This window comes from Pacificoceanicola algae, assembly GCF_049341065.1.
Classification (GTDB): Bacteria; Pseudomonadota; Alphaproteobacteria; order Rhodobacterales; family Rhodobacteraceae; genus Pacificoceanicola.
Genome location: NZ_JBMPIX010000012.1, coordinates 28,053 through 48,251, shown reverse-complemented (window position 1 = coordinate 48,251; position 20,199 = coordinate 28,053). Strand labels below are relative to the sequence as shown.

17 protein-coding genes are annotated in these 20,199 nt (G+C 61.1%); 5 read left to right on the top strand and 12 right to left on the bottom strand.

The features are described from left to right. Window positions 1-340 precede the first annotated feature (340 nt). The 5 genes from ACOYQJ_RS16720 to iolD form a co-directional block, all read right to left on the bottom strand. Window positions 341-1,918, bottom strand: a complete 1,578-nt coding sequence (locus tag ACOYQJ_RS16720) for an oleate hydratase (RefSeq protein WP_422907189.1) — start codon at window positions 1,916-1,918, stop codon at window positions 341-343. A gap of 93 nt (window positions 1,919-2,011) precedes the next feature. Further along, entirely contained in the window at window positions 2,012-2,854 is an 843-nt protein-coding gene (locus tag ACOYQJ_RS16715) for a class II fructose-bisphosphate aldolase (RefSeq protein ID WP_422907188.1), read from the bottom strand. Next, window positions 2,851-3,690, bottom strand: a complete 840-nt coding sequence (locus ACOYQJ_RS16710) for a 5-deoxy-glucuronate isomerase (protein ID WP_422907187.1) — start codon at window positions 3,688-3,690, stop codon at window positions 2,851-2,853. Before ACOYQJ_RS16710 ends, ACOYQJ_RS16715 begins: the two co-directional genes overlap by 4 nt. Window positions 3,691-3,699: 9 nt before the next feature. After that, the gene (iolC, locus tag ACOYQJ_RS16705) at window positions 3,700-4,680 is read right to left on the bottom strand and encodes a 5-dehydro-2-deoxygluconokinase (protein ID WP_422907186.1); all 981 of its coding nucleotides are present in this window, start codon (window positions 4,678-4,680) and stop codon (window positions 3,700-3,702) included. Further along, complete coding sequence (gene iolD / locus ACOYQJ_RS16700) at window positions 4,680-6,542, bottom strand: 3D-(3,5/4)-trihydroxycyclohexane-1,2-dione acylhydrolase (decyclizing) (RefSeq protein WP_422907185.1); 1,863 nt, start codon at window positions 6,540-6,542, stop codon at window positions 4,680-4,682. Before iolD ends, iolC begins: the two co-directional genes overlap by 1 nt. Before the next feature lie 119 nt (window positions 6,543-6,661). Between iolD and ACOYQJ_RS16695 the strand changes: the two genes are divergently transcribed. Together ACOYQJ_RS16695 and ACOYQJ_RS16690 are read left to right on the top strand one after the other, a co-directional pair. Continuing rightward, the gene (locus tag ACOYQJ_RS16695; protein WP_422907243.1) at window positions 6,662-7,759 is read left to right on the top strand and encodes a Gfo/Idh/MocA family protein; all 1,098 of its coding nucleotides are present in this window, start codon (window positions 6,662-6,664) and stop codon (window positions 7,757-7,759) included. 169 nt (window positions 7,760-7,928) lie between these two features. Beyond that, a complete protein-coding gene (locus ACOYQJ_RS16690) occupies window positions 7,929-9,062 on the top strand; it encodes a Gfo/Idh/MocA family protein (RefSeq protein WP_422907184.1) in 1,134 nt (377 codons plus the stop codon). Here ACOYQJ_RS16690 and ACOYQJ_RS16685 read toward each other — a convergent pair whose 3' ends face one another. The 4 genes from ACOYQJ_RS16685 to ACOYQJ_RS16670 all read right to left on the bottom strand — a co-directional run bounded on the left by ACOYQJ_RS16685 (window position 9,063) and on the right by ACOYQJ_RS16670 (window position 12,704). After that, complete coding sequence (locus ACOYQJ_RS16685; protein ID WP_422907183.1) at window positions 9,063-10,070, bottom strand: LacI family DNA-binding transcriptional regulator; 1,008 nt, start codon at window positions 10,068-10,070, stop codon at window positions 9,063-9,065. It abuts the gene before it with no gap. 195 nt (window positions 10,071-10,265) lie between these two features. Further along, window positions 10,266-11,180: a ribokinase gene (gene rbsK / locus ACOYQJ_RS16680; RefSeq protein ID WP_422907182.1), complete on the bottom strand. Its 915-nt coding sequence runs from the start codon at window positions 11,178-11,180 to the stop codon at window positions 10,266-10,268. After that, window positions 11,177-11,629: an RbsD/FucU family protein gene (locus tag ACOYQJ_RS16675; protein ID WP_422907181.1), complete on the bottom strand. Its 453-nt coding sequence runs from the start codon at window positions 11,627-11,629 to the stop codon at window positions 11,177-11,179. The genes rbsK and ACOYQJ_RS16675 overlap by 4 nt, the downstream gene beginning before the upstream one ends. Window positions 11,630-11,639: 10 nt before the next feature. Beyond that, window positions 11,640-12,704: an ABC transporter ATP-binding protein gene (locus tag ACOYQJ_RS16670; RefSeq protein WP_422907180.1), complete on the bottom strand. Its 1,065-nt coding sequence runs from the start codon at window positions 12,702-12,704 to the stop codon at window positions 11,640-11,642. Window positions 12,705-12,970: 266 nt separating this feature from the next. Here ACOYQJ_RS16670 and ACOYQJ_RS16665 point away from each other — a divergent pair, with 266 nt between their 5' ends. From ACOYQJ_RS16665 to ACOYQJ_RS16655, 3 genes are all read left to right on the top strand, one after another. Then, window positions 12,971-14,614, top strand: a complete 1,644-nt coding sequence (locus ACOYQJ_RS16665; RefSeq protein WP_422907179.1) for an extracellular solute-binding protein — start codon at window positions 12,971-12,973, stop codon at window positions 14,612-14,614. A gap of 62 nt (window positions 14,615-14,676) precedes the next feature. Further along, complete coding sequence (locus ACOYQJ_RS16660; RefSeq protein ID WP_422907178.1) at window positions 14,677-15,780, top strand: carbohydrate ABC transporter permease; 1,104 nt, start codon at window positions 14,677-14,679, stop codon at window positions 15,778-15,780. 1 nt (window position 15,781) lies between these two features. After that, the gene (locus ACOYQJ_RS16655) at window positions 15,782-16,699 is read left to right on the top strand and encodes a carbohydrate ABC transporter permease (protein ID WP_422907177.1); all 918 of its coding nucleotides are present in this window, start codon (window positions 15,782-15,784) and stop codon (window positions 16,697-16,699) included. 55 nt (window positions 16,700-16,754) lie between these two features. Here ACOYQJ_RS16655 and ACOYQJ_RS16650 read toward each other — a convergent pair whose 3' ends face one another. The 3 genes from ACOYQJ_RS16650 to ACOYQJ_RS16640 are packed head-to-tail and all read right to left on the bottom strand — an operon-like array spanning window position 16,755 to window position 20,151. After that, on the bottom strand, window positions 16,755-18,251 hold the full coding sequence (locus ACOYQJ_RS16650; RefSeq protein ID WP_422907176.1) for an FGGY-family carbohydrate kinase: 1,497 nt from the start codon (window positions 18,249-18,251) through the stop codon (window positions 16,755-16,757). Continuing rightward, window positions 18,248-19,348, bottom strand: a complete 1,101-nt coding sequence (locus ACOYQJ_RS16645) for a M20/M25/M40 family metallo-hydrolase (protein ID WP_422907175.1) — start codon at window positions 19,346-19,348, stop codon at window positions 18,248-18,250. The genes ACOYQJ_RS16650 and ACOYQJ_RS16645 overlap by 4 nt, the downstream gene beginning before the upstream one ends. Beyond that, the gene (locus ACOYQJ_RS16640) at window positions 19,345-20,151 is read right to left on the bottom strand and encodes a BtpA/SgcQ family protein (protein WP_422907174.1); all 807 of its coding nucleotides are present in this window, start codon (window positions 20,149-20,151) and stop codon (window positions 19,345-19,347) included. The genes ACOYQJ_RS16645 and ACOYQJ_RS16640 overlap by 4 nt, the downstream gene beginning before the upstream one ends. Between the last annotated feature and the right edge of the window lie 48 nt (window positions 20,152-20,199).

The window sequence follows — 20,199 nt, the reverse complement described above, 5'->3', positions numbered from 1 at the left end:
ATAGAGAGATCAATCCATTGATCACTTTAGGGGATGTGTTTTGAGGTTTTATCGTGCCAAGTTATTCCACCAAGGTCGTTTTGATCCTGATATTTCAGGATCAAGACGGACCTGACTCAGAGGATCCTTGCGCGTGTCGGGGGCACGATTTTTGGGTGTCTTTTCAGGAAATCGACGCTGTATCTTCGACATCTGTGGTGCGAAATCTTATCGTGGATTGTTGTTATCACACCTGTTCTCATCTTGCGTGGCGCAGGGCCTTTTGAACAGTGCCAATGTTGGAGCCCGTGCATCAAGGCCGCCCGGAAGGGCGAGGCTGGCGCTTTGGCTGCCGGTTTGATCAGACGCCCATCAGAACGCGGGCGGCCCGTATCAGGACCATCGGGTCAAGGTCAGTCCGCGCGACAGGAGGCGGCGGTTTCACGCGGCCTGTCAGGCTCGCCACGGCGGTCCGGGCGGAGCGCACGGAGTATTCCACCGTAAAGACGCAATCGCGCGGCAATTCGCAATACTGCCCGATCACCGCGAAATTCCGAGCGCCTTCGGGGCGTACGTCAGGCCGGTCGCCGGGGTTTCGGGGCATGAACTGGCTGGTGATAAACGGCATCCGGCAGGGAAGGACCCGCGCTTTGTCAAACCATGCGCTTTGCTCATCCGTCAGTTTCAGCTGTCCGCAAAGCTCGGTGATGATCTCGTCACCGGTGGCCTCCCACATCGGTTTTTTCACGAAGTCGCCGGGGCGATCCCCGCGCAACCCATAGCCCCAAAAGGTGTAGGTGCCGTGTTTCTGGTCGCGGAAATGCGGCTGGTGAAACAGCACGATCGAAAGGATCCAGCCTGACCCGGCAAAGGTGATCAAGCCCCCGGTTCCGGTCCGGTTGTTGGTGAAATCTTCCATGAATTCAAAGAATTCCGGGCTATCCATCGTCACGGTAAAGGAATGCCACGCCGTTTTGGTCGTATCGCCGCAGAACGCCTCGGGGCGGCCAAGGCCTTCGTTCTGCTCGGCAAGCATGCGCCACAACGTCCAAGCGCCGCCCGCGTGGTCCTCAAGACTGGGGGCGCGGTCGTTCGATCCCTGAACAGAGGCATCGGTCATGGACCCCAAGGTCAGGTAAACGCAATCCGTATTGGCGATCGGGGCGACGCTGCCATCGGACAGGGCAAGCGCCGTGACGTGGCGGTCTTGCAGCGTGCCATCGATTGTCACGTCGACGACCTGTGCCTCGGTCGAGATGCGGACACCGCGATTTTCCAGCCAAGTGACGATCGGAGCAATCAGGGAATCGTATTGGTTGTAACGCGTGCGCAGAATCCCGGCGATGCGCGTGAACCCGGGAAAGAGGTGGATGAACCGCCGCAGATAACGCCGCATTTCAATCAGCGAATGCCAAGGCTGGAACGAGAACATCGTCGCCCACATCAGCCAGAAGTTGCTGTCAAAGAAGGACGGCTTGAACCAATCCTCGATGCGTTGCCCGGCAAGACTGTGTTCGGGGTGAAGGATGAGGCGGTTGATATCGACGATGTCATGCGCGCCTAGCGTGAGGTCATAGCGATCCTCGGCTGGCTTGCCATCGCGCACGAGGCGACAGTTGGAGGAACCCGGCACCATGCGATTGAAGGCCATGATGTCCTGGGTCACGGAGGTATCCGGATCATTGCCGGTTGGGATCGTGTCCAACAGATCGAAGGTGCAGGCGAAATGCTTTTCGAACATGCGCCCGCCGCGGATCATGTATCCGGTCTCTGCATCTCCTGACCCGTCAAGCGACCCCCCGGCAAGTCCGAGCTGCTCATGGATGCGAATGTTCTTTCCATCGACCCCGGCATCGCGGACCAGATAGACGGCGGTTGCCAGCCCGGCGATGCCGCCGCCCACGATGTGGTGCAAGTCTTGCGACGCATTTTTTGACATCGACTACCGCCTTGATTGTTGTGCCCGATCAGTGTGCGTCACGGGGCAGGACAAAGCGTTGACGTGGATCAATGGCCGCCGCAGGCAGCAGGTTTAAGAGGCCATTTCGGGGTGTGCAAAGCCTTGAAGAACCCGGCGGGTCGCTGCGACCATGGGGGCGTGCGTGTCCTTGAGGATGTCGACCCGATCAAAGCGCACCGGGTCCGCATCCAAGGCGGCGCGCAGGGCCTGTCCAAAGGCCATGCGCAATTCGGTGCCGATATTGAATTTGCAGATGTTGGACCCGCTCGCCAGCGCCCGGCGCTGCGCCACCGGCACCCCCGATCCGCCGTGGATGACCAGCGGGACGCCGGTGACCGCTTCGATCGCGCGGATGCGGGCCAGATCAAGACCGCCTTGCTTGTCCTGTTGCAGATGCACGTTGCCGACCGAAATCGCCATGGCGTCCACGCCTGTCTCCCGCGCGAATTGCGCGGCTTCCTCCGGATCGGTCCCGGCCGAGCCTTCGCCCGAGGCATAGCCGACAAAGCCGATCTCGCCTTCGCAGGAAACCCCTGCAGCATGGGCCATTTCTGCAATCGCGGCGGTTTCGGCGATGTTCTGGGCAAGCGGCTTGCGCGAGCCGTCGAACATCAGCGAGGTAAAGCCGCTGTCCAGCGCCTCGCGGCAGTCGTCCATCGTGTAGCCGTGGTCCAGATGTGCCACCACAGGCACCGAGGCCCGTTCGGCCAGATGGCGAAACATCTTGCCCAGCACCGGCAGCGGTGTATGCGCCCGGCACGACGGGCCCGCCTGCAAGATCACCGGGCAGCCTTCGGCCTCGGCGGCGGCGACGAAGGCGCACATGTCTTCCCAGCCCAGCGTGACCAGTCCGGCCACGGCGTAGTGCCCCCTGAGCGCCGGTTGCAGAACCTCGGCAAGCGTGGCGAGGCTCATTTGAACTTGGCCACCATGTCTTTGATCCCCGGGATCGTTTCGATCTGATAGGCGTGGGTCGGTTGGAAGAACTGCACCAGGCTGCGCTGGCTCAGGCCGCCCAGAATGGTGAAGTAATACATCTCGTAGCCGGGCATCACCGCGCAGGGGTGATAGCCTTTGTCGATCATGATCGTCGAGCCGTCCATCAGTTGGTAGGCGTCACCCGGCTTGCCTTCTTCGCGCTGCAGGATCTGCACGCCCGAACCGTGCTTTGGGCGAAAGCGAAAGTTGTAGGTTTCATCATGGCGGGTTTCATGCGGCAGGTTGTCGGTGTCATGCTTGTGCGCGGGAAAGCCGGACCAGCCGCCTTGGCCCACGGTGAACAGTTCGCTGACAAGCAGGCGGCCAACTTTGCCGTGCTGTTTTTGCCCCAGAATATGCTTGATCTTGCGGTGGGTCTTGGTGTCGTCCGAGCCGTATTGCACCTTGTCGATCTCGGCCACGCGCACTTCGAAAGGGTCCAGAACCTTGTCGTATTTCGCCCCTGCGACAAAGGTTTCGGTGTCGCGGGTTGCGATGATCGTCACCTTTGCGCCAACGGGGGCATAGACCCCCTCGGGCTCGCCGTCCCAAACGTCTTCGGTGCGGTTGCCGAGGGCTTTGAACTCCACGCCTTCGACGTCGACATCCACGGTGCCGGTCGCGGGCACGATGCAGGTTTCATACCCCGGCACCTGATATTCGAAGGCCTCGCCGGCTTTCAGCTTGACGATGTTGAAATAGGTCAGCGGGACCAGTGGATCGTTGGCATCCACGATTGGCTTGTTCCTGTTGTCATGGGGCGCGATATGCATGGCAGATCCTTAGCTGGGTGAGGTGGGGCCGGGATGGTCGGCCAGAAAAGCATTCAAGGCAGCGCGGTCGGGCATGGCGGGGGCGCAGCCGGGTTTGGCCACGACGATGGCCGCGCAGGCCGACCCGCGCAGTACCGAGGTCCGAAGATCATGCCCATCCGCAATGGAGCACAGCGTTCCGGCCATAAAGCTGTCGCCCGCGCCGGTCGGTTTCAGGGCGGTCACGGGATAAATGCCGGTGTGGATTTCCTGGCCGTCCGCAAAGGTGATCGCGCCCTTATCGCCCATCTTGTAGACGACGATGGAAGCGGTCGTTGCCGCCAATTCGCGGGCCTTGGCCAGCCCCTTGTCCTTTCCGCCAGCCATGAAGCCGAATTCGTCATCATTGCCGACGATCACGTCGGACAAGGCGCCTGCGCACGATAAAACTTTGGCCGCGACCTCGGGTGACGGCCATGAGTAGGGGCGGTAGTCCACGTCGAAAATGACTGGCAAGCCCGCGGCTTTGGCCAGATCAAAGGCATGGAAGGTCGCTGAGCGTGATGGTTCAGCGGCAAAGACCGTGCCTGCAGTTACCAGCGCACCAAAGCGGCTATAATCCACGGCGGCAACATCATCCTGCGTCATCTCGAAATCAGCGGCGCCATTGCGATAGATGACCGATTGATGCCCCTCGACGCGGCTTTCATACACCGCAAGGGAATTGCGCGCTTCACCACCGACGGACCGGACATGAACCCTCTCAATGCCGTAGTGGTCCAACTTGTTAAGGCAAAATCGCCCAACCGCATCGTCGGACACGGTTGTCACAAGCGAGGCCTGTCCACCCAGTTTCACGATCCCCGCCGCGATATTGGCAGAAGATCCGCCCATGTCAGCGGTGAAATGTGCTGCCTCTTCGGTTGCGCCACCGGGATCGGTGAACAGATCCATGCCGACGCGCCCGATGATGACAAAGCGGTTTTTCTTGATGCTGGCGAGAACGCTCATCAGACGCCCTTTCGCTGGTTGACGCGTTCGGCCTCGATTTCGGCGTGCTTTTCGTTGATTTTCGGATTGTCGCTTATGTGGGGCGTTCCGACCTCCCACCAGGCATGGCCTTGTGTTGTCCAGCCGTCGTAGGCATCGACCTGCATCACGATCACGCAGGTCTTGTCGGCGGCTTTGGCGCGTTTGAAGGCCTCGCCGAAGTCTGCCGGGGTCGCGACCGTTTCGGCATGCGCGCCCATGGCGGCGGCATGGGCTTCGAAATCCACGGCAAAGGGGTTTGATACCGTGGGGCAGTCGGCAATGAGGGTGTTGAAGCTTTCGTTGCCGGTGTTGTTCTGCAGCTTGTTGATCACGGCAAAACCGCCGTTGTCCAACACGCAGATGATCAGCTTGCGCCCTGTGAGCACCGAGGAATAGATGTCCGAGTTCATCAGCAGATAAGAGCCGTCGCCGGTAAAGATGATGGTGTCCTGATCTGGCTCGCGCTCGTACTGGGCAATCCGCGCGCCCCAGCCGCCTGCAATCTCGTAACCCATGCAAGAAAAGCCGAATTCGACATCGACGGTGCCGACACTCTTGGTTTGCCAATGCGCCGTGACTTCGGCGGGCAGGCCGCCGGCGGCGGCGACCACCCGGTCGCGCGGGTCGCACAGATCGTTCACGACGCGGATCGCTTGCGCATATGAATTCGGCCCGTTGCCGGGCGTTGTGACCTTGTCGGTGTAGGCGATCCATTTGTCGCGCTCGGCCTTGGCGCCATCGGTCCATGCTGCCGGTGCACGATAGCCGGGCAGGGCATCGCCGAGCGCCGTCAGGCCCAGCTTGGCATCCCCCACGACGGGCAGCGAAAGGTGCTTGGCCGCGTCATGGCGTCCGACGTTCAGTCCGATGATCCGGGCATCCTGTGCGAAGGCAGTCCATGACCCGGTGGTAAAGTCCTGAAGTCGCGTGCCGACGGCCAGAATGACGTCGGCTTGCGCCGCCACGGTATTGGCGCTGTCCGATCCGGTGACGCCGACGGGGCCGATGTTCAGCGGATGGGTCTGGGTCAGGTTTGCGCGCCCGGCAATCGTCTCGATCACCGGGATGTTGTGGGTTGTGGCGAACTGGGTCAGTTCGGCCACCGCTTCCGAATACTGCACGCCGCCTCCCGCGATGATCACAGGGCGTTCGGCGCACCGCAGTACCTCGGCCGCCGCTGTGACCTCGGCCGTGTCGGGGGCCTGACGGCGGATGCGATGCACGCGCTTGTCGAAGAAACTGACAGGGTAATCATAGGTCCAGCCTTGCACGTCTTGCGGCAGGCCAAGGAAGGCGGGGCCGCAATCGGCCGGGTCCAGCATCGTCGCAAAGGCGGCTGGCAGCGATTGCAGGATCTGCGCTGGATGAGTGATCCTGTCCCAGAACCGCGAGACCGCCTTGAAGGCATCGTTCACCCCCAGCGTCGGGTTTCCGAAGTGTTCCAGTTGCTGCAGGACCGGGTCGGGCAGGCGGGTCAGAAAGGCGTCGCCGCACAGCATCAACATCGGCAGGCGGTTGGCATGGGCAAGGGCGGCCGAGGTCAGCAGGTTGGCTGTGCCGGGCCCCGCGCTGGCGGTGCAGAACATGAACCTCTGGCGCAGCCATTGCTTGGCATAGCCCGCTGCGGCAAAGCCCATGCTTTGTTCGTTTTGGCCGCGATACAGCGGGAGGGCGTCCCTTGCGTCATACAGCGCCTCGCCCAGACAGGTGACGTTGCCATGACCGAAGATGCCGAAACCACCGCCGCAGACCCGCATCTCCTCTCCGTCGATGACGATATATTGGTTGGCTATAAAGCGGATGATTGCCTGCGCCGTCGTCAGTCTTACCGTGCTGTTCATGATCTGCCCGCGTTTCGTTCAAAGGTGCCGGATGGGCGATTGCATCTTGCGCATTGCCGAATCCGAAGATACAAATTTTGCAACCGGTTGCAAACCGAAATCGAACCACGGGCGGCATGATGACAGGAATCGGCATTGGGATCGTTGGCGGAGGCTACATGGGCAAGGCGCATGCCGTGGCGATGTCTGCCGTTGGCGCGGTGTTCAATACGGCGCTGCGGCCAAGGCTCGAGATGGTTTGCGCCACCAACCCGGTGTCTGCCGAAAAGTATCGCACAGCCTATGGTTTTGCGCGCTGCACGGACGACTGGCGGGTGCTGGTGAATGACCCCAAGGTCGAGGCGGTGATCATCGCGTCACCACAGGAAACCCATCTGTCCATCGCTACCGCAGCTTTCGCGCTGAACAAGCCCGTGTTCTGCGAAAAGCCCTTAGGAGCATCATTGGCGGACAGCCGAGCGATGGTGGCGGCGGCGCAGGGGCAGGTCAGCATGACCGGGTTCAACTATATACGGACGCCCGCCAGCCAGTTCGCCCGCCGTCTGATCTCTGAGGGGGCAATCGGCGACATTACATGGTTCCGGGGCGAGCATACCGAGGATTTCCTCGCTGATCCGCAACAGCCCGCGACGTGGCGCACCACCGGGGATGCGAATGGCACGATGGGCGATCTGGCCCCGCATATGATCAATGGCGCGCTGGCGCTTGCCGGGCCGATTGCCTCTTTGATCGCCGAGGTCGAAACCGTCCACGCCAAGCGTCCGGGCGGCGAAGTGACGAACGACGATCACGGCCAGATGATGTGCCGCTTTGCAAATGGCGCCATGGGACAGATGTATTTCAGCCGCATCAGCCATGGCAGAAAGATGGGCTATGCCTATGAAATCACGGGAACAAAAGGCGCGATCCGCTTTGATCAGGAAGACCAGAACGCGCTGTGGTTCTATCAATCGGACGAGCCCGAGGCGACGCGCGGCTTTCGCAAGATTTTGACCGGCCCGGCGCACCCCGATTATGAGCCTTTTTGTCAGGGGCCGGGGCACGGCACCGGGTATCAGGATCAGATCATCATCGAAGCCCGCGATTTTCTGCGCGCAATCGAGACCGGAACCCCCGTTTGGCCGACCTTTCAGGATGGCTTGGAAGTCAATCAAGTCGTGGCGGCGGCCTTGGCGTCCTCCCATGCCAAGGCTTGGGTTGACGTCGCTACGCTCTGACACCTCGAAAGGCATCACAATGGTTGTAAGCACCGGTACCACTGGTGGTCCAAGGGGAAAGGCCAAGTAAGCGCTGCAAGGCCAGTGAGCCGATCGCGCCGACTACGTCTGTGAACGGCGCACGCAAACCATAAATATCTGCAATCCATCGGCATTTAGGATGAACGAAATGGCAAAACTGAAATGGGGTATGATCGGCGGCGGCGAAGGCAGCCAGATCGGACCGGCGCATCGACTGGGCGCTCAGGCGGACGGGCTGTTTGAATTTGTCGCTGGCGCGCTGGATCACCGCGCCGATGCGGGACGCGACTATGCGCAGCGGCTGGGCATCTCGGCAGACCGGGCCTATGGCAGCTGGCAAGAGATGCTGGCTGGCGAACAGGACCGCCCTGACCGGATGGATCTGGTAACCGTGGCGACCCCGAACTCCACCCACTTTGAAATCACCAAGGCCTTTCTCGAGGCGGGGTTCAACGTGCTGTGCGAAAAGCCGATGACGATGCAGGTCGACGAGGGCGAAGAGATCGTGCGGGTGGCCATGGCCAGCGGCAAGATCTGCGCGGTGAACTATTGCTATTCGGCCTATCCGATGGTGCGGCAAGCCCGCGCCATGGTGCGCGCCGGAGAGATCGGCAAGGTCCGCCTCGTGGTGACCAATTTCAGCCACGGGCACCACGGCGACGCCACCGACGCGGACAACCCGCGCGTGCGCTGGCGTTATGATCCGGAAATGGCGGGCGTGTCCGGACAGTTCGCCGATTGCGGTATCCACGCCCTACATATGGCAAGCTTCATTTGCGACGATCAGGTCGAAAAGCTGTCAGCCGATTTCGCCTCGACCATTCCCAGCCGGGTGCTGGAGGATGACGCGATGGTCAATTTCCGAATGGCGGGGGGCACGGTCGGGCGGCTTTGGACCTCGTCTGTGGCTATCGGGCGGCAACACGGGTTCGACATTCAGGTCTTTGGCGAAACCGGCGGATTGCGGTGGGCGTCCGAGCAGCCTAACCAATTGATTTATACACCAGTCGGTGGGCGGACCCAGATCATCGAAAAGGGCGAAAGCGGCCTGCATGAGGACGCCCAGCGTTTGTCTCGGGTCTCTATCGCACACCCCGAAGGCTTCCCTTTGGCCGTCGCCAATATCTATTGCGATTTGGCCGATGCGATCAGGGGTGAGACCCGCGATGGTCTGCCGACGGCAACCGACGGCCTTCGGTCGATGGCGGCGGTCTATGCGGCGGTCGACTCGGCCAAGGGCAACGGCGCTTGGCTGGACGCACGTCCGCCGATGTTTCGCTGATCACCCAGTTTGAACGCGGGGTCGAAGGGTCTCGCGTTCAATTACCTGACAGGGGAACAGGCGCGCTTCGGGGTAGCGGTCCGGCTCATCGAGCATCGCCACCATCAGCTCCACCGACGAGTTGATGATCTGCCGGATCGGCTGATGAATGGTCGTGAGCGCGATGTTTTGCCAACTGGCGATTTCCATGTCGTTCAGGCCGATCACGCCAATATCCTGCGGTACCTGAAGCCCGCGATCCCGGATTGCGCTGAGCACACCGATGGACAACACGTCATCGCCGCAAAAATACGCCTCGGCATGGCCGGTTTCCAGCAGGCGAAGCATTTCCGTCCGGCCCGCTTGAAACGAATAGGCGGTGGCAAAGGAATGGCTGCAACTCATGTCAGGATGCCGCGCGATCTCTTCGGTAAAACCCCGCAAGCGGTCCGTTGTCGAGGTGGCGGTCTCTGGCCCGCCCAGAAATCCGACGTTTTTGTATCCCCGAGCCGCAAGTTCGCGCGCCGCGATCCGGCCTGCCTCGGCGTTGTCGATGCCGACCACATGAACATCCGGGCTGCTGGCGTAGCGCCCGAAGGTATTGACGACAGCCATGCCTTTGTCCCGGAACGCCTTGGAAAACGCAGGTGGAAGTGTCGATGAGGCGACGATTACCCCATCCACCGAATACTGCTGAAGCATCTGAACGGAGTGTTCGGGATCGGTTTCATCGCTGAGGTTGACCAGAAGAGGGCGCAAACCACGGTCTTGCAGGCCGCGGGTGAACAGATCGAACACCTCCAGAAAGATCGGGTTGTGAAAGTTGTTGGACACCAGGCCGATCAGTTTGGTGCGCCGTGTCGTCAGGCTGCGGGCCAGAAAATTCGGGCTGTAGCCCAGTTCGGCGGCCGCTTTTTCGACTTTGCGCCGCATCTTTTCCGATACCGAGGCGCCAGCAGTGAAGGTGCGCGATACCGCAGATGTGGAAACCCCGGCGCGCAGTGCCACGTCTTTGAGTGTTGCTGTCATCACTGTTACCCGTTTCTGGCGGCATCAGGAGTGGTTTTGCCTGCAGCCTATCAATAATCGGGGGGCAGATTTTTGCAACCGATTGCAGAGGGTTTCGGGCGACAGTTTCAAGATTTGTGCTGACTGAATGACGGTTGAGAATCCAAGCTTTGCGGTAAAGGGCCTGCACAGGATTGGCCGCTGAGCCGCTGGGGCCTAGAGATTGAGCAAAGCCTCGATCTCTTCTCGGGAGGGCATGGAGGGTGCGGTTCCAGCCCGGGTGACCGAGATGCCTGCTGTTGCGTTGCCGTAGCGCACGGCTTCGGTTGGCGACATGCCGCGTGACAGGGCCGCTGCAAAGCCTCCGTTGAAAGCGTCACCGGCGCCGGTGGTCTCGACCACCTTGCCAACCTTGACGGCGGGCACATGCAGGGTTGTTTCACCGTCATGGTAAAGCGCGCCATTTTCGCCCAGCGTGATGATGGCCGCCCCGACTCCCATTTCCAAAAGCGCGTCGGCGGCGCGTTTGGCATCCTCTGGCGATGTGACGGCAATCCCGGTCAAGGCTTCGGCTTCGGATTCGTTTGGGGTGGCGAAATCGCACAGCGCCAGCATGCCGGGGGGCAATTCCGCTGCTGGCGCCGGGTTCAGAATGGTGCGGGCACCGCCCGCTTTGGCGATTTCAAGCGCGTGCATGGCCGCGTCCAAAGGCTGTTCCAACTGGGTGATGAACACATCGGCGCCGCCGATCAGGTCTGCGTGGGCGTCAATATCGGCGGGCGAGATCCGCCCGGCGGCCCCGGGCGAGACGATAATGGCATTGTTGCCAGTGGTCGCTTCGAGAAAGATGAACGCGGCCCCGGTATAGCTGTCGGGATCGTCAATGACGTGCGGAGTAACGCCGCCCTTTTTCCAGGTCTCGCGCGCCATATCGGCGAAGGTGTCAACGCCCAGCCGGGTCAGAAAATGCACGTCGCCCCCGGCCATGGATGCCGCCACGGCCTGGTTCGACCCCTTGCCGCCCGGTCCGAGCGCGAAGGAATCCCCAAGGACAGTTTCGCCCATGACCGGCATTCGCTTGGCCCTGTAGGCGGTATCGGCGACGAAAACGCCAAGGATCACGATGCTCATGCGTCAGGCCCCACCACACCTTTGCGCAACAGGAAGCAGCCGTAGAAGCGCCGCTCGCCGGTCTGGATGACCGCATAGCTTTTCCGGGCAATATCGTAGAAATCAAACCGTTCAATCCCGATCATCGGGCGCGGGCGACCTTCGGCAGCGTCGATGGCGCTCTGCACTTCTTCCTGGACGGGGGGCACGGTGTCCTTGTCGTCGACCATTTCCATCCGGGCGGCGAAATCCTCGACGAAGGTGTCCAGCGGCATGACCGACAGTACCGCCTCGACCGCCTGTCCGGCGGTCAGGTTCTCCATTCGTAACAGATCGCCATAGACCGTGCTGCGCGCCACCGAATCCGATGGAAAATTCGCGTCCGCGATGATCAGCGTGTCGCCGTGGCCCATTGATCTCAGGACATACAGCACATCGGCGTTCAGGCGTGGGTCGATTCCCTTAAGCATTGTGGTCTCCTCAGTCCAGGCGGTTGGTTGTCTTGCGATCGAAAACGTGGATCGCCTCGGGCTTTGCCGTCAAATGGATCGTCTGACCCGAGTGATAGCTGCGCCGTTCGCGGTCGATCAAGGTCAATTCACGCCCGGCGTAGCGGCTCATCACCAAGGTTTCGGCGCCGGTCGGCTCGACGACGCTGATCTCGGCGGGCAGGCCAGCCTCCGCGACCTTGAGCTCCTCGGGGCGAATGCCGATGATGATTTCCCGGTTCTCATCAAGGCCCGCAATCCGGGGCAGGGCCAGGTCGATATCCCCAAGGCGGGCAAAGGGCGCACCATCCTTGTGGACGACGACCCCGTCGATCAGGTTCATGGAGGGCGAGCCGATGAAGGCCGCTACAAAGGTGTTGGCCGGTTTGTCATAGACGTCCACAGGGCGCCCTTGCTGCTCGATCCGTCCCGTCTGCATGACAACGATCTTGTCCGCCATGGTCATCGCTTCGATCTGGTCGTGGGTGACATAGACGGTCGTCGATTGCAGGCGCTGATGAAGCTCTCGGATTTCCGCGCGCATCTGGACGCGCAGCTTGGCGTCAAGGTTCGACAAGGGTTCATCGAACAGGAAAACCTGCGGGTCGCGCACGATGGCCCGGCCCATGGCAACGCGTTGCCGCTGGCCGCCCGACAAGGCACGCGGATAGCGATCAAGATAGGGGCCAAGCCCAAGGATATCGGCGGCGCGGGCCACCCTGCGGTCGATCTCGGCCTTGTCCATCCTGCGCATCCGCAGCGAAAACGCCATGTTTGCGCCAACGGTCTTATGTGGGTAAAGCGCGTAGTTCTGGAACACCATTGCGATATCGCGGTCGGCCGGGGGCAGGTTGTTCACCACCTTTTCACCGATGGAAATTTGGCCTGAGGTGATGCTTTCAAGGCCCGCGATCATCCGCAAAAGCGTGGACTTGCCGCAGCCCGATGGACCTACGAGAACGACGAATTCGCCATCTGCGATGTCAACATCAAGTCCGGGAATGACTTCCACGGCACCATAGGATTTCGTTAAACTCTGGATCTTGACCGTTGCCATCCGCCCCCCCGGTTTTTCGCGCCGCAAGCAGTTGAAAATACGCCGATCCGCTCGTGCCGCTGCTTTCGTGCCTTTGGTATACCAAACACTTGACAGGCGTTGTGGGCCGCGTGCAAGGTTTTTTTCGTCGGGGTATTTTCCCGATGCGTCCACGGCGTAACAAGACGGGTGAAGGTCCGCGACGGCGACTTGGGGCGGCCACAGTCGAAAACGGCAGATCGGCGCCTGCAAGCCCGACCTTCTGTTTTTCCAGGGAGGAGAAGACCATGAAATTAGACCATTACAAATACCTTATGGCGCGCCAGACGCTAAGCCGCCGCACGCTGCTGCAAGGCGCGGTGGCGACCGGTGCACTGGCATCCATGGGCGGCCTGACGGCGGGACCTGCGCAAGCGGCGGCTCATTCCGGCGTGCGCGCGGAAATCCTGAAGATCCCCGGCGTCGGCATGGGTTCGCCCACCGACAGCGATTGGCAAAAGGTTGGCGCCCTATGTCTGGAGCCCACCAAGGCCAATGTCGCCGAAGGCGAGTTCGAGGGGGTCGAGCTGACCTTCATGGGGCTCAACAACCAGAACTTGCACAACTTTCTGTTCCGCGGCTTCCTGAAGCCCTGGGAGGAATACACCGGCGCCAAGATCAACTGGATCGACCTTGCACAGGCCGACTATAACGCCCGTCTGCAACAGTCGATCGCGACCGGAACCGTTGATTTCGATGTGCTGGAAATGGGCGCGCCTTTCGAAGGGGACACCGCCGGGCGCGGCCTGCTGGACGAGATGCCCGATTGGGTCGCCGAGCAGATCGACGCCAGCGATCTGGTGGACTACCTCAAGGCACCGGTCGGCACCTGGGATGGCAAGACCTACCGGGTCACCATTGATGGCGACGCGCACACCTTTGCCTATCGCACCGATTACTTTGGCGAGGGTTCAGTGACTGGCCGCGCCGAGCCGCCGAAAACCTGGCAGGAGGTCAACGCGATCTCGAAAGATCTGGCCGGCAAGGAAGACCCGCTGACCGGGCTGCCCGCCTATGGCTATCTTGACCCGCTGAAGGGTTGGGGCGGCTTTGGCATGTACTTCATCCTGAACCGTGTCGCGGCCTATGGCAAACATCCGAACGATCCCGCCTGGCTGTTCGATCCCGACACCATGAAGCCGCGCGTCAACAATCCTGCCTTTGTGCAGGCGATTCAGGACGTTCTGGACCTGATCGCAACCGACAACGCCTATCCGCCCGATCAGATCAACGCCGACCCGGGTACAACGGCCTTCTCGCAGTTCCTTGCCGGGACCGGGTCCATGCTGATGTGGTGGGGCGATGTCGGCTCCAGCGCGCGGACATCGGACACCTCTGTTGTCGGCGATGTGGTCGGCTTTGGCATCAACCCCGGATCGGACCGGGTCTACAACAGCCAGACCGGCGAATGGGAAGAGACCTACAACGAAGCGCCGCAGATGGCCTATATCGGCTGGGGTGTCTACGTCACCAACCGCGTGCAGGGCGACGAGAAAAAGCGCAAGGCGGCCTGGTCGGCGGCGGCGCATCTGGGTGGCAAGGACCTGTCGCTCTGGACGGCGGCCTATCCCTCCGGGTTCCAGCCCTATCGCAATTCGCACTTCGACTATGACGAGTGGGAAGCGGCAGGCTATGACCGGGCCTATATCGAGGATTACCTCGGGTCGAACCGCGACAGCTACAACCACCCCAACGCTGCGATCGAGCCGCGTATCCCCGGGATCTTCCAGTACTATTCGGTGGCCGAGGACGAACTGGCCAAGGGCTTTGCCGGGCAGTACGGCAGCGCACAGGAAACAGCCGACGCCATCGCTGCGGCCTGGGAGGGTATCACCGACCAGATTGGCCGTGAAAGCCAGATCGCGCTGTATAAGGCATCGCTGGGTCTGTAACGCCAAAATCGGTCCGGCGGTCAACTCCGCCGGGCCACACCATGAGCAAAAGGGGCGGGCGCTTGAGCGAAGGTGAATTCCTGCATGTCGTGACACGTGACGACATCTCTGACGGACAGCGAACATTCGGGCGCACCATTGTGCGCGGCAGTCTGGCGATTTTGGTCGTCACCGTAATTTTGCAATGGCTGGACCAGCAGGGCACCATCGCGTTGGGGTTCGAGACATGGCGCCCCTCGCTGTACGCCTTTGTGCTTTGGGCCATCTGCCTGTGCTGGGCGCAGGTTCTGATCCACGGAGAGCGCGGCAAGCGCACCTTGTTCGTGCTGCCTGCAGCCTTGTTCGTCGTCGCCTTGGTGGTCTTTCCGCTGATATTCTCGGTCGGCATTGCGCTGTCGGACTGGAACCTGGCTTCACCCAATGGACGGCAGTTCAACGGTGTCGACAACATCGTGCAGATGTGGAGCGATCCGTTCTACTGGAACGCGATGCTGAACATGGTGTGGTACACGCTGGCCATCGTCGTGGAATATGCCATCGCCTTTGGATTGGCGCTGATGCTGAACAGCAATATCCGCGCGCGCAAGTTCTTTCGGGTGGCGTTTTTGCTGCCTCTGATGTTGTCGCCGGTTGCTGTCAGCTGGATGATCGGCAAATCGATGCTGGAAAACCGCTTTGGCCCCGTGGCACGCCTGTTGCGCAATCTGGGATGGGAGCAGCCCAGTTTTTTCGGCACGCCAGAAATCGCCCGAGCAACCATTATGATCATGGACGCATGGACCTACATTCCTTTCATGATGATCATGATCCTCGCCGGTCTGCAGGCGATCCCGAAGGAATTGCACGAAGCGGCCGAGGTCGACGGCGCCCCCGCATGGCGGCGCTTTTGGGAAATCACCTTTCCGCTGATGCTGCCGGTGTCGATCACCGCGGTTCTGATCCGGATCATCTTCAAGCTCAAGCTTGCTGATATCATCATCAATGTCACCGCCGGTGGCCCGGGCGGCGCCACGGATTCGGTGACCAGTTTCATCTTCCGCGAATACCGGGACCGCTCGAATGTGGGCTACGGCACGATGCTGGCCATGGTCTATCTCGTGGTGATTGTCATCGCCATGACGATCCTGATGAAGGTGGCGGATCGCTGGATGAAGCCGAGGTATTGAGATGAGCGCACAAATCTTCCACGACGGCGACAGCGATCGCAGCTTTCGCCCCGGTCGCACTTTGGGCAAGGTCGGCATCTATGCGATTTTGATCTTCTGGGCCTTCATCTGCCTGTTCCCGATCTATTGGACCATCACGACCAGCTTCAAGATCGCGCCCGACGTGATGAAGGGGAACCTTGTGCCTTGGTGGGATTTCACGCCGAAATGGCTGGGTTTCCGGTCCTTGGGGCTGTCGCCGGACACCATCGGCACGGAATCGACCGTGCGTGCGGAGTTTCTGAAACGGTTCTGGAATTCGACGATCATCTCGGTCAGCGCATCGCTGCTGGCCGTCGTGTTGGGCAGTTGCGCGGCCTATGGGTTGTCGCGCTTTCAGTACAAGTTCGGCTTCATGAAGAATTCAGACATCTCGTTCTTCTTCCTGTCGCAGTTGATCCTGCCGCCGGTCGTCTTGGCCCTGCCATTTTTGGTGCTGTATAAGGAACTGGGGCTTCTCGACACGCGGATCGGGTTGATCCTGCTTTATACGCTGACCGTCCTGCCGATTGTCATCTGGATCATGCGCGACCAGTTCGGCTCAATCCCGACCGAGTTGGAAGAGGCGGCGATGGTGGACGGTCTGTCGATCTGGGGCGCATTCCTGACCATCGTCATGCCCATCGCGCTGCCCGGCATGGTGGCGGCCTTTATCCTAAGCCTTGTGCTGACGTGGAACGAATACTTCTTCGCGGCGCTGCTGACCTCGACCAATGCCAAGACGCTGCCGGTCATGGTGGCAAGTCAGACTGGCAGTCAGGGCATCAGCTGGTGGTCCATGGCCGCGCTGTCCTTCGCCGCCATTCTGCCGCTGATCGTCATCGGCATCATCCTTGAGCGGTATATTATCAAGGGCATGGCGGCGGGTGCGGTGAAATAGCGCTGAAAGCGATAGATCAGCGCCCCGGCCAATCGCCGACAGCGCGAAAGCCCTGTTACTTGATTGCGCCGAGTTCCGCCGCGATATCCTTTGTCGCAAGATAGAGATTTTTGAACAGGGCGAATTGCCGGGCGTAGACCGGGTGCTGTTCTGGCGTCACGTGCCGTGCAATCGGGTTCCACGTCGTGATGTCATTCGGCTCTGCGGTTCCGATGGCGCAGGCCGCCAGAAAGGCATCCCCGTACGAGGCGCCAACGGTATTGTCGCATACGATCTGCGGCACGCCCCCGATATCCGATGTCGCCTGCATCCAAAGATCGCCTTTCGTGCCGCCGCCCACCGCCAGAATCCTTTCGGGCGTAGCGCCAGCTTTGACAAAGGTTTCGATCACATGCGCGGTGCCAAAGGCGATGCCTTCGATCAGCGCGCGGTACATGTGCGCGCGGGTGTGGGTCAGATCGAGGCCGAAAAAGCATCCGCGCGCGGCGGGATCATGGATCGGCGTGCGCTCACCCGAGAAATACGGAAGCGCCAACAGCCCGCCCGCACCGGGCGGCGTGGCGGCGGCCTCATTCATCAAAGCGCCAAAGGCCTGATCGCCATCCATCTCGCGGGCGAACTGATCCCGAAACCAGTGGGTCAGAGTGCCGGAAGTCGCAAGACCCGCCATCGACGCATGTGTTCCGGGCGTTATCCAAGGTGCATACCACAGCGCCGGATCGCGCACCCTGTCTTGGGTGACCTGAATGATGAAAATGGTCGACCCATACATCATCATCATGTCACCGGGGCCTTGCACCTGCACGCTGACCGCCTCGGCGGCAGCGTCGATGGTGCCGACGGTGACGGGCGTGCCCTCGGCAAGACCGGTTTCTGCCGCCGCCTGTGCGGTGATCTGTCCGGCAATTTCCGTTGACCAGAGAAGCCGGGGCAGCATCTCCTTGCCGACGATCTCGGAAGTCAGTTCCGTGGTCCAATCCTGCGTTTCGACATCATAGAGCGGCGAGAAGTTGGCCGCTGTGTAGTGGTCGATCGCGTATTCCCCGGTCAGTTTGAACGTCAGGTAGGAGGTCGCTGTAAGGATCCGTGCGGTCTGCGCAAAGATCTCAGGCCGATGGCGTTTCAGCCATAGGATTTTCGGCCCCACGGATTGCGAGGTCAGGGCATTGCCACATTGTTGAAAGATGCGGTCCGGCCCGATCTGCCCGTCAAGCCACCGTATTTCGTCCGAGGCGCGCGTATCTACACCATAAAGCACGCCATTCATCAGCGGACGCCCATCGGCATCCACCGGCAACATGCAGGGCCCGATTGCCGATGTCGCAACGCAGCGGATGTCTGCGGGATCGAGCCCCGACGTGGCCAGCAGCTGCCCCGTCAATTTGACCAGATCGCCCCACCAGTCTTCATCGGGGCGGTGTTCCGCCCACCCCGGGCGAGGGACGATCATGTCATGCGGAGTGGTTGCCGTCGCGATGATTGCGCCGCCTGCATCGACGATCACCCCCTTCGAGGAATAGGTGCCGATGTCGATGCCGATGGTATAGTTCATGCGCCTACGCCATCGCGCGACAGATCAAAGCCCGGCACGATTTCCAGCGCCGAGGCCAGCAGTTGCGACAGTGCCTCCAGATCCCTCAGGTCGCACATTTCGAGGCTGGAATGGGAATACCGCATGGGAAACCCGACATCGACGCAGATCACGCCTTCACCGAGTTGCTGGACATAGCTCAGATCCGTCAGCACGCCGACCTGGGCGGAATGTTGCAGCGGCACTTGCACGCGATCTGCCGCTGCCCTTATCAGACGCCGCGCGGCAGGATGCGGGATCACGCCGTTCAGCGTGCCGCGCCCATGAAAGGAATAGTGGCTCATCCCCGGTCCACCGCCGAGGCTCATCTCGCCCCGATCGGCCATGTCCGGGGTGTCGGTGGCCAGCATCAGATCGATCTGGATGGCAATGTCAGGGGCCAGTGCGCGGGCCGCTGTCATGGCGCCGCGCAGGTTGAATTCTTCTTGCACGGAAAAGACCAGATGAACGGTGGCGCCGTCCGCGCGGTCCTTCAATCGCCGCGCCATATCCAACAGCACGGCACAGCCCGCGCGATCATCAATGGAAGGCCCGGCGATGCACTGGCCGGCCAACTCGATGACTTGCGGGCGATAGACAACCGGCGTGCCGATGCCGATACCGGCTGCCATCACCGCCTGCTTCGATCCGTGCCCGGTGTCGATGGCAATCTCAGGCGCCTTCAGGACATGATACTTTTCGTCCGGTGTGGTGGCGTGGTGGGCTTTGTTGGCGATCAATCCCGGCACGTCTTCCCCGTTCTCGACGCACAAAAGCACCGCTTGCGATGCCAGCGCGCGTTCTGGCACGCCGCCCATCCGTTCGACCCGGATCAGCCCGTCATTTTCGATTTTCCGTACGAAAAACCCCAACTGGTCCATATGCGCGAAGACCATCACGGACGGCGCGTCAGCACTTCCCGGAAAGGTCGCGATCAGGTTGCCCAAGGTGTCGACGCGGCTATCCACGCCCATCGCGTCCAGTTCGGTGGCAATATGGCGGCGCACGCGATCCTCGTGGCCGGACAGGCCAGGGATCATCATCAGCGCGGCAAGGTCTTTTGCGATGCTGCGTGTCATGATCGGGCGGCCCTGACGCGCGCCATGAAATCCGCCGCGCGATCAGCATCGACGGCGTTCCATGTATGGCCATCGACCTTGAGGGCCGATCCAACGATGCAGCCGTCGGCGATGCCGAAGACCTGCGCAACCGTGTCATGGCGCACCCCCGTATTGGCCAGAACGGGCGTCGCCGGAAGGGCGGATTTGACCGCTTCGAGATCTTCCATCTTCGCCGCTTCACCGGTGATCGCGCCGGACACCAGAACCGCGTCGGGAATAGACGAAAACACTGCCGAGCGCGCGCGATCGGCAAGCGGCCGACGGTCCAGACTGTCGGCAAATTCCGCTGACACGTTGAAAAGCGTCAGCAGGTCCCCGCGGTCCAGCCGTTTGCCATATCGCAGTGCGGCGCCTGCGTCGGGTGTCCAGGGGCCCATGTCTGACGCATAGGTCCCGGTAAAGATCTCGCGCACGAAAGCGGCGCCTGTCGCGGCCGCCAGCGCAATGCTGGACCGGGGATCCCACAGGACGTTGACGCCGAAAGGCACCGTGATTTCGGATTGAAGCCGCCCGATGACATAGGCCATCGTCGCCGTCGAGGCTGTATCGACGTTGAATTCGTAAGGCCGGTCGTTTTCGTTGCCAAACATAACGGCATCGAACCCGGCGTCTTGCAGCGCCTTGAGATCGCTGTGCGCGGCGTCAACCAGCCCCTCGAGTCCGGCGTCGGCGTCATACAGCGGCGTTCCGGGCAAGGCCCCTAGATGCACCATGGCGATGGCTGGTCGATCGGTGCCAAAAGTCTTTGAAAATCGCGACATAATTTCTCCCTCGCTCCCGCAAAAAGTCTAGTGGTGGGACGTATGGAA

Excerpts from the sequence above, each read along its gene's own strand:
- ACOYQJ_RS16710 (WP_422907187.1), bottom strand. The coding sequence starts at position 3,690 with ATGCATATCGCGCCCCATGACAACAGGAACAAGCCAATCGTGGATGCC.
- ACOYQJ_RS16695 (WP_422907243.1), top strand. The coding sequence starts at position 6,662 with ATGACAGGAATCGGCATTGGGATCGTTGGCGGAGGCTACATGGGCAAG.
- iolC (WP_422907186.1), bottom strand. The coding sequence starts at position 4,680 with ATGAGCGTTCTCGCCAGCATCAAGAAAAACCGCTTTGTCATCATCGGG.
- ACOYQJ_RS16665 (WP_422907179.1), top strand. The coding sequence starts at position 12,971 with ATGAAATTAGACCATTACAAATACCTTATGGCGCGCCAGACGCTAAGC.
- ACOYQJ_RS16720 (WP_422907189.1), bottom strand. The coding sequence starts at position 1,918 with ATGTCAAAAAATGCGTCGCAAGACTTGCACCACATCGTGGGCGGCGGC.
- ACOYQJ_RS16670 (WP_422907180.1), bottom strand. The coding sequence starts at position 12,704 with ATGGCAACGGTCAAGATCCAGAGTTTAACGAAATCCTATGGTGCCGTG.
- iolD (WP_422907185.1), bottom strand. The coding sequence starts at position 6,542 with ATGAACAGCACGGTAAGACTGACGACGGCGCAGGCAATCATCCGCTTT.
- ACOYQJ_RS16690 (WP_422907184.1), top strand. The coding sequence starts at position 7,929 with ATGGCAAAACTGAAATGGGGTATGATCGGCGGCGGCGAAGGCAGCCAG.
- ACOYQJ_RS16655 (WP_422907177.1), top strand. The coding sequence starts at position 15,782 with ATGAGCGCACAAATCTTCCACGACGGCGACAGCGATCGCAGCTTTCGC.
- ACOYQJ_RS16715 (WP_422907188.1), bottom strand. The coding sequence starts at position 2,854 with ATGAGCCTCGCCACGCTTGCCGAGGTTCTGCAACCGGCGCTCAGGGGG.
- ACOYQJ_RS16640 (WP_422907174.1), bottom strand. The coding sequence starts at position 20,151 with ATGTCGCGATTTTCAAAGACTTTTGGCACCGATCGACCAGCCATCGCC.
- ACOYQJ_RS16645 (WP_422907175.1), bottom strand. The coding sequence starts at position 19,348 with ATGACACGCAGCATCGCAAAAGACCTTGCCGCGCTGATGATGATCCCT.
- ACOYQJ_RS16675 (WP_422907181.1), bottom strand. The coding sequence starts at position 11,629 with ATGCTTAAGGGAATCGACCCACGCCTGAACGCCGATGTGCTGTATGTC.
- ACOYQJ_RS16650 (WP_422907176.1), bottom strand. The coding sequence starts at position 18,251 with ATGAACTATACCATCGGCATCGACATCGGCACCTATTCCTCGAAGGGG.
- ACOYQJ_RS16685 (WP_422907183.1), bottom strand. The coding sequence starts at position 10,070 with ATGACAGCAACACTCAAAGACGTGGCACTGCGCGCCGGGGTTTCCACA.
- rbsK (WP_422907182.1), bottom strand. The coding sequence starts at position 11,180 with ATGAGCATCGTGATCCTTGGCGTTTTCGTCGCCGATACCGCCTACAGG.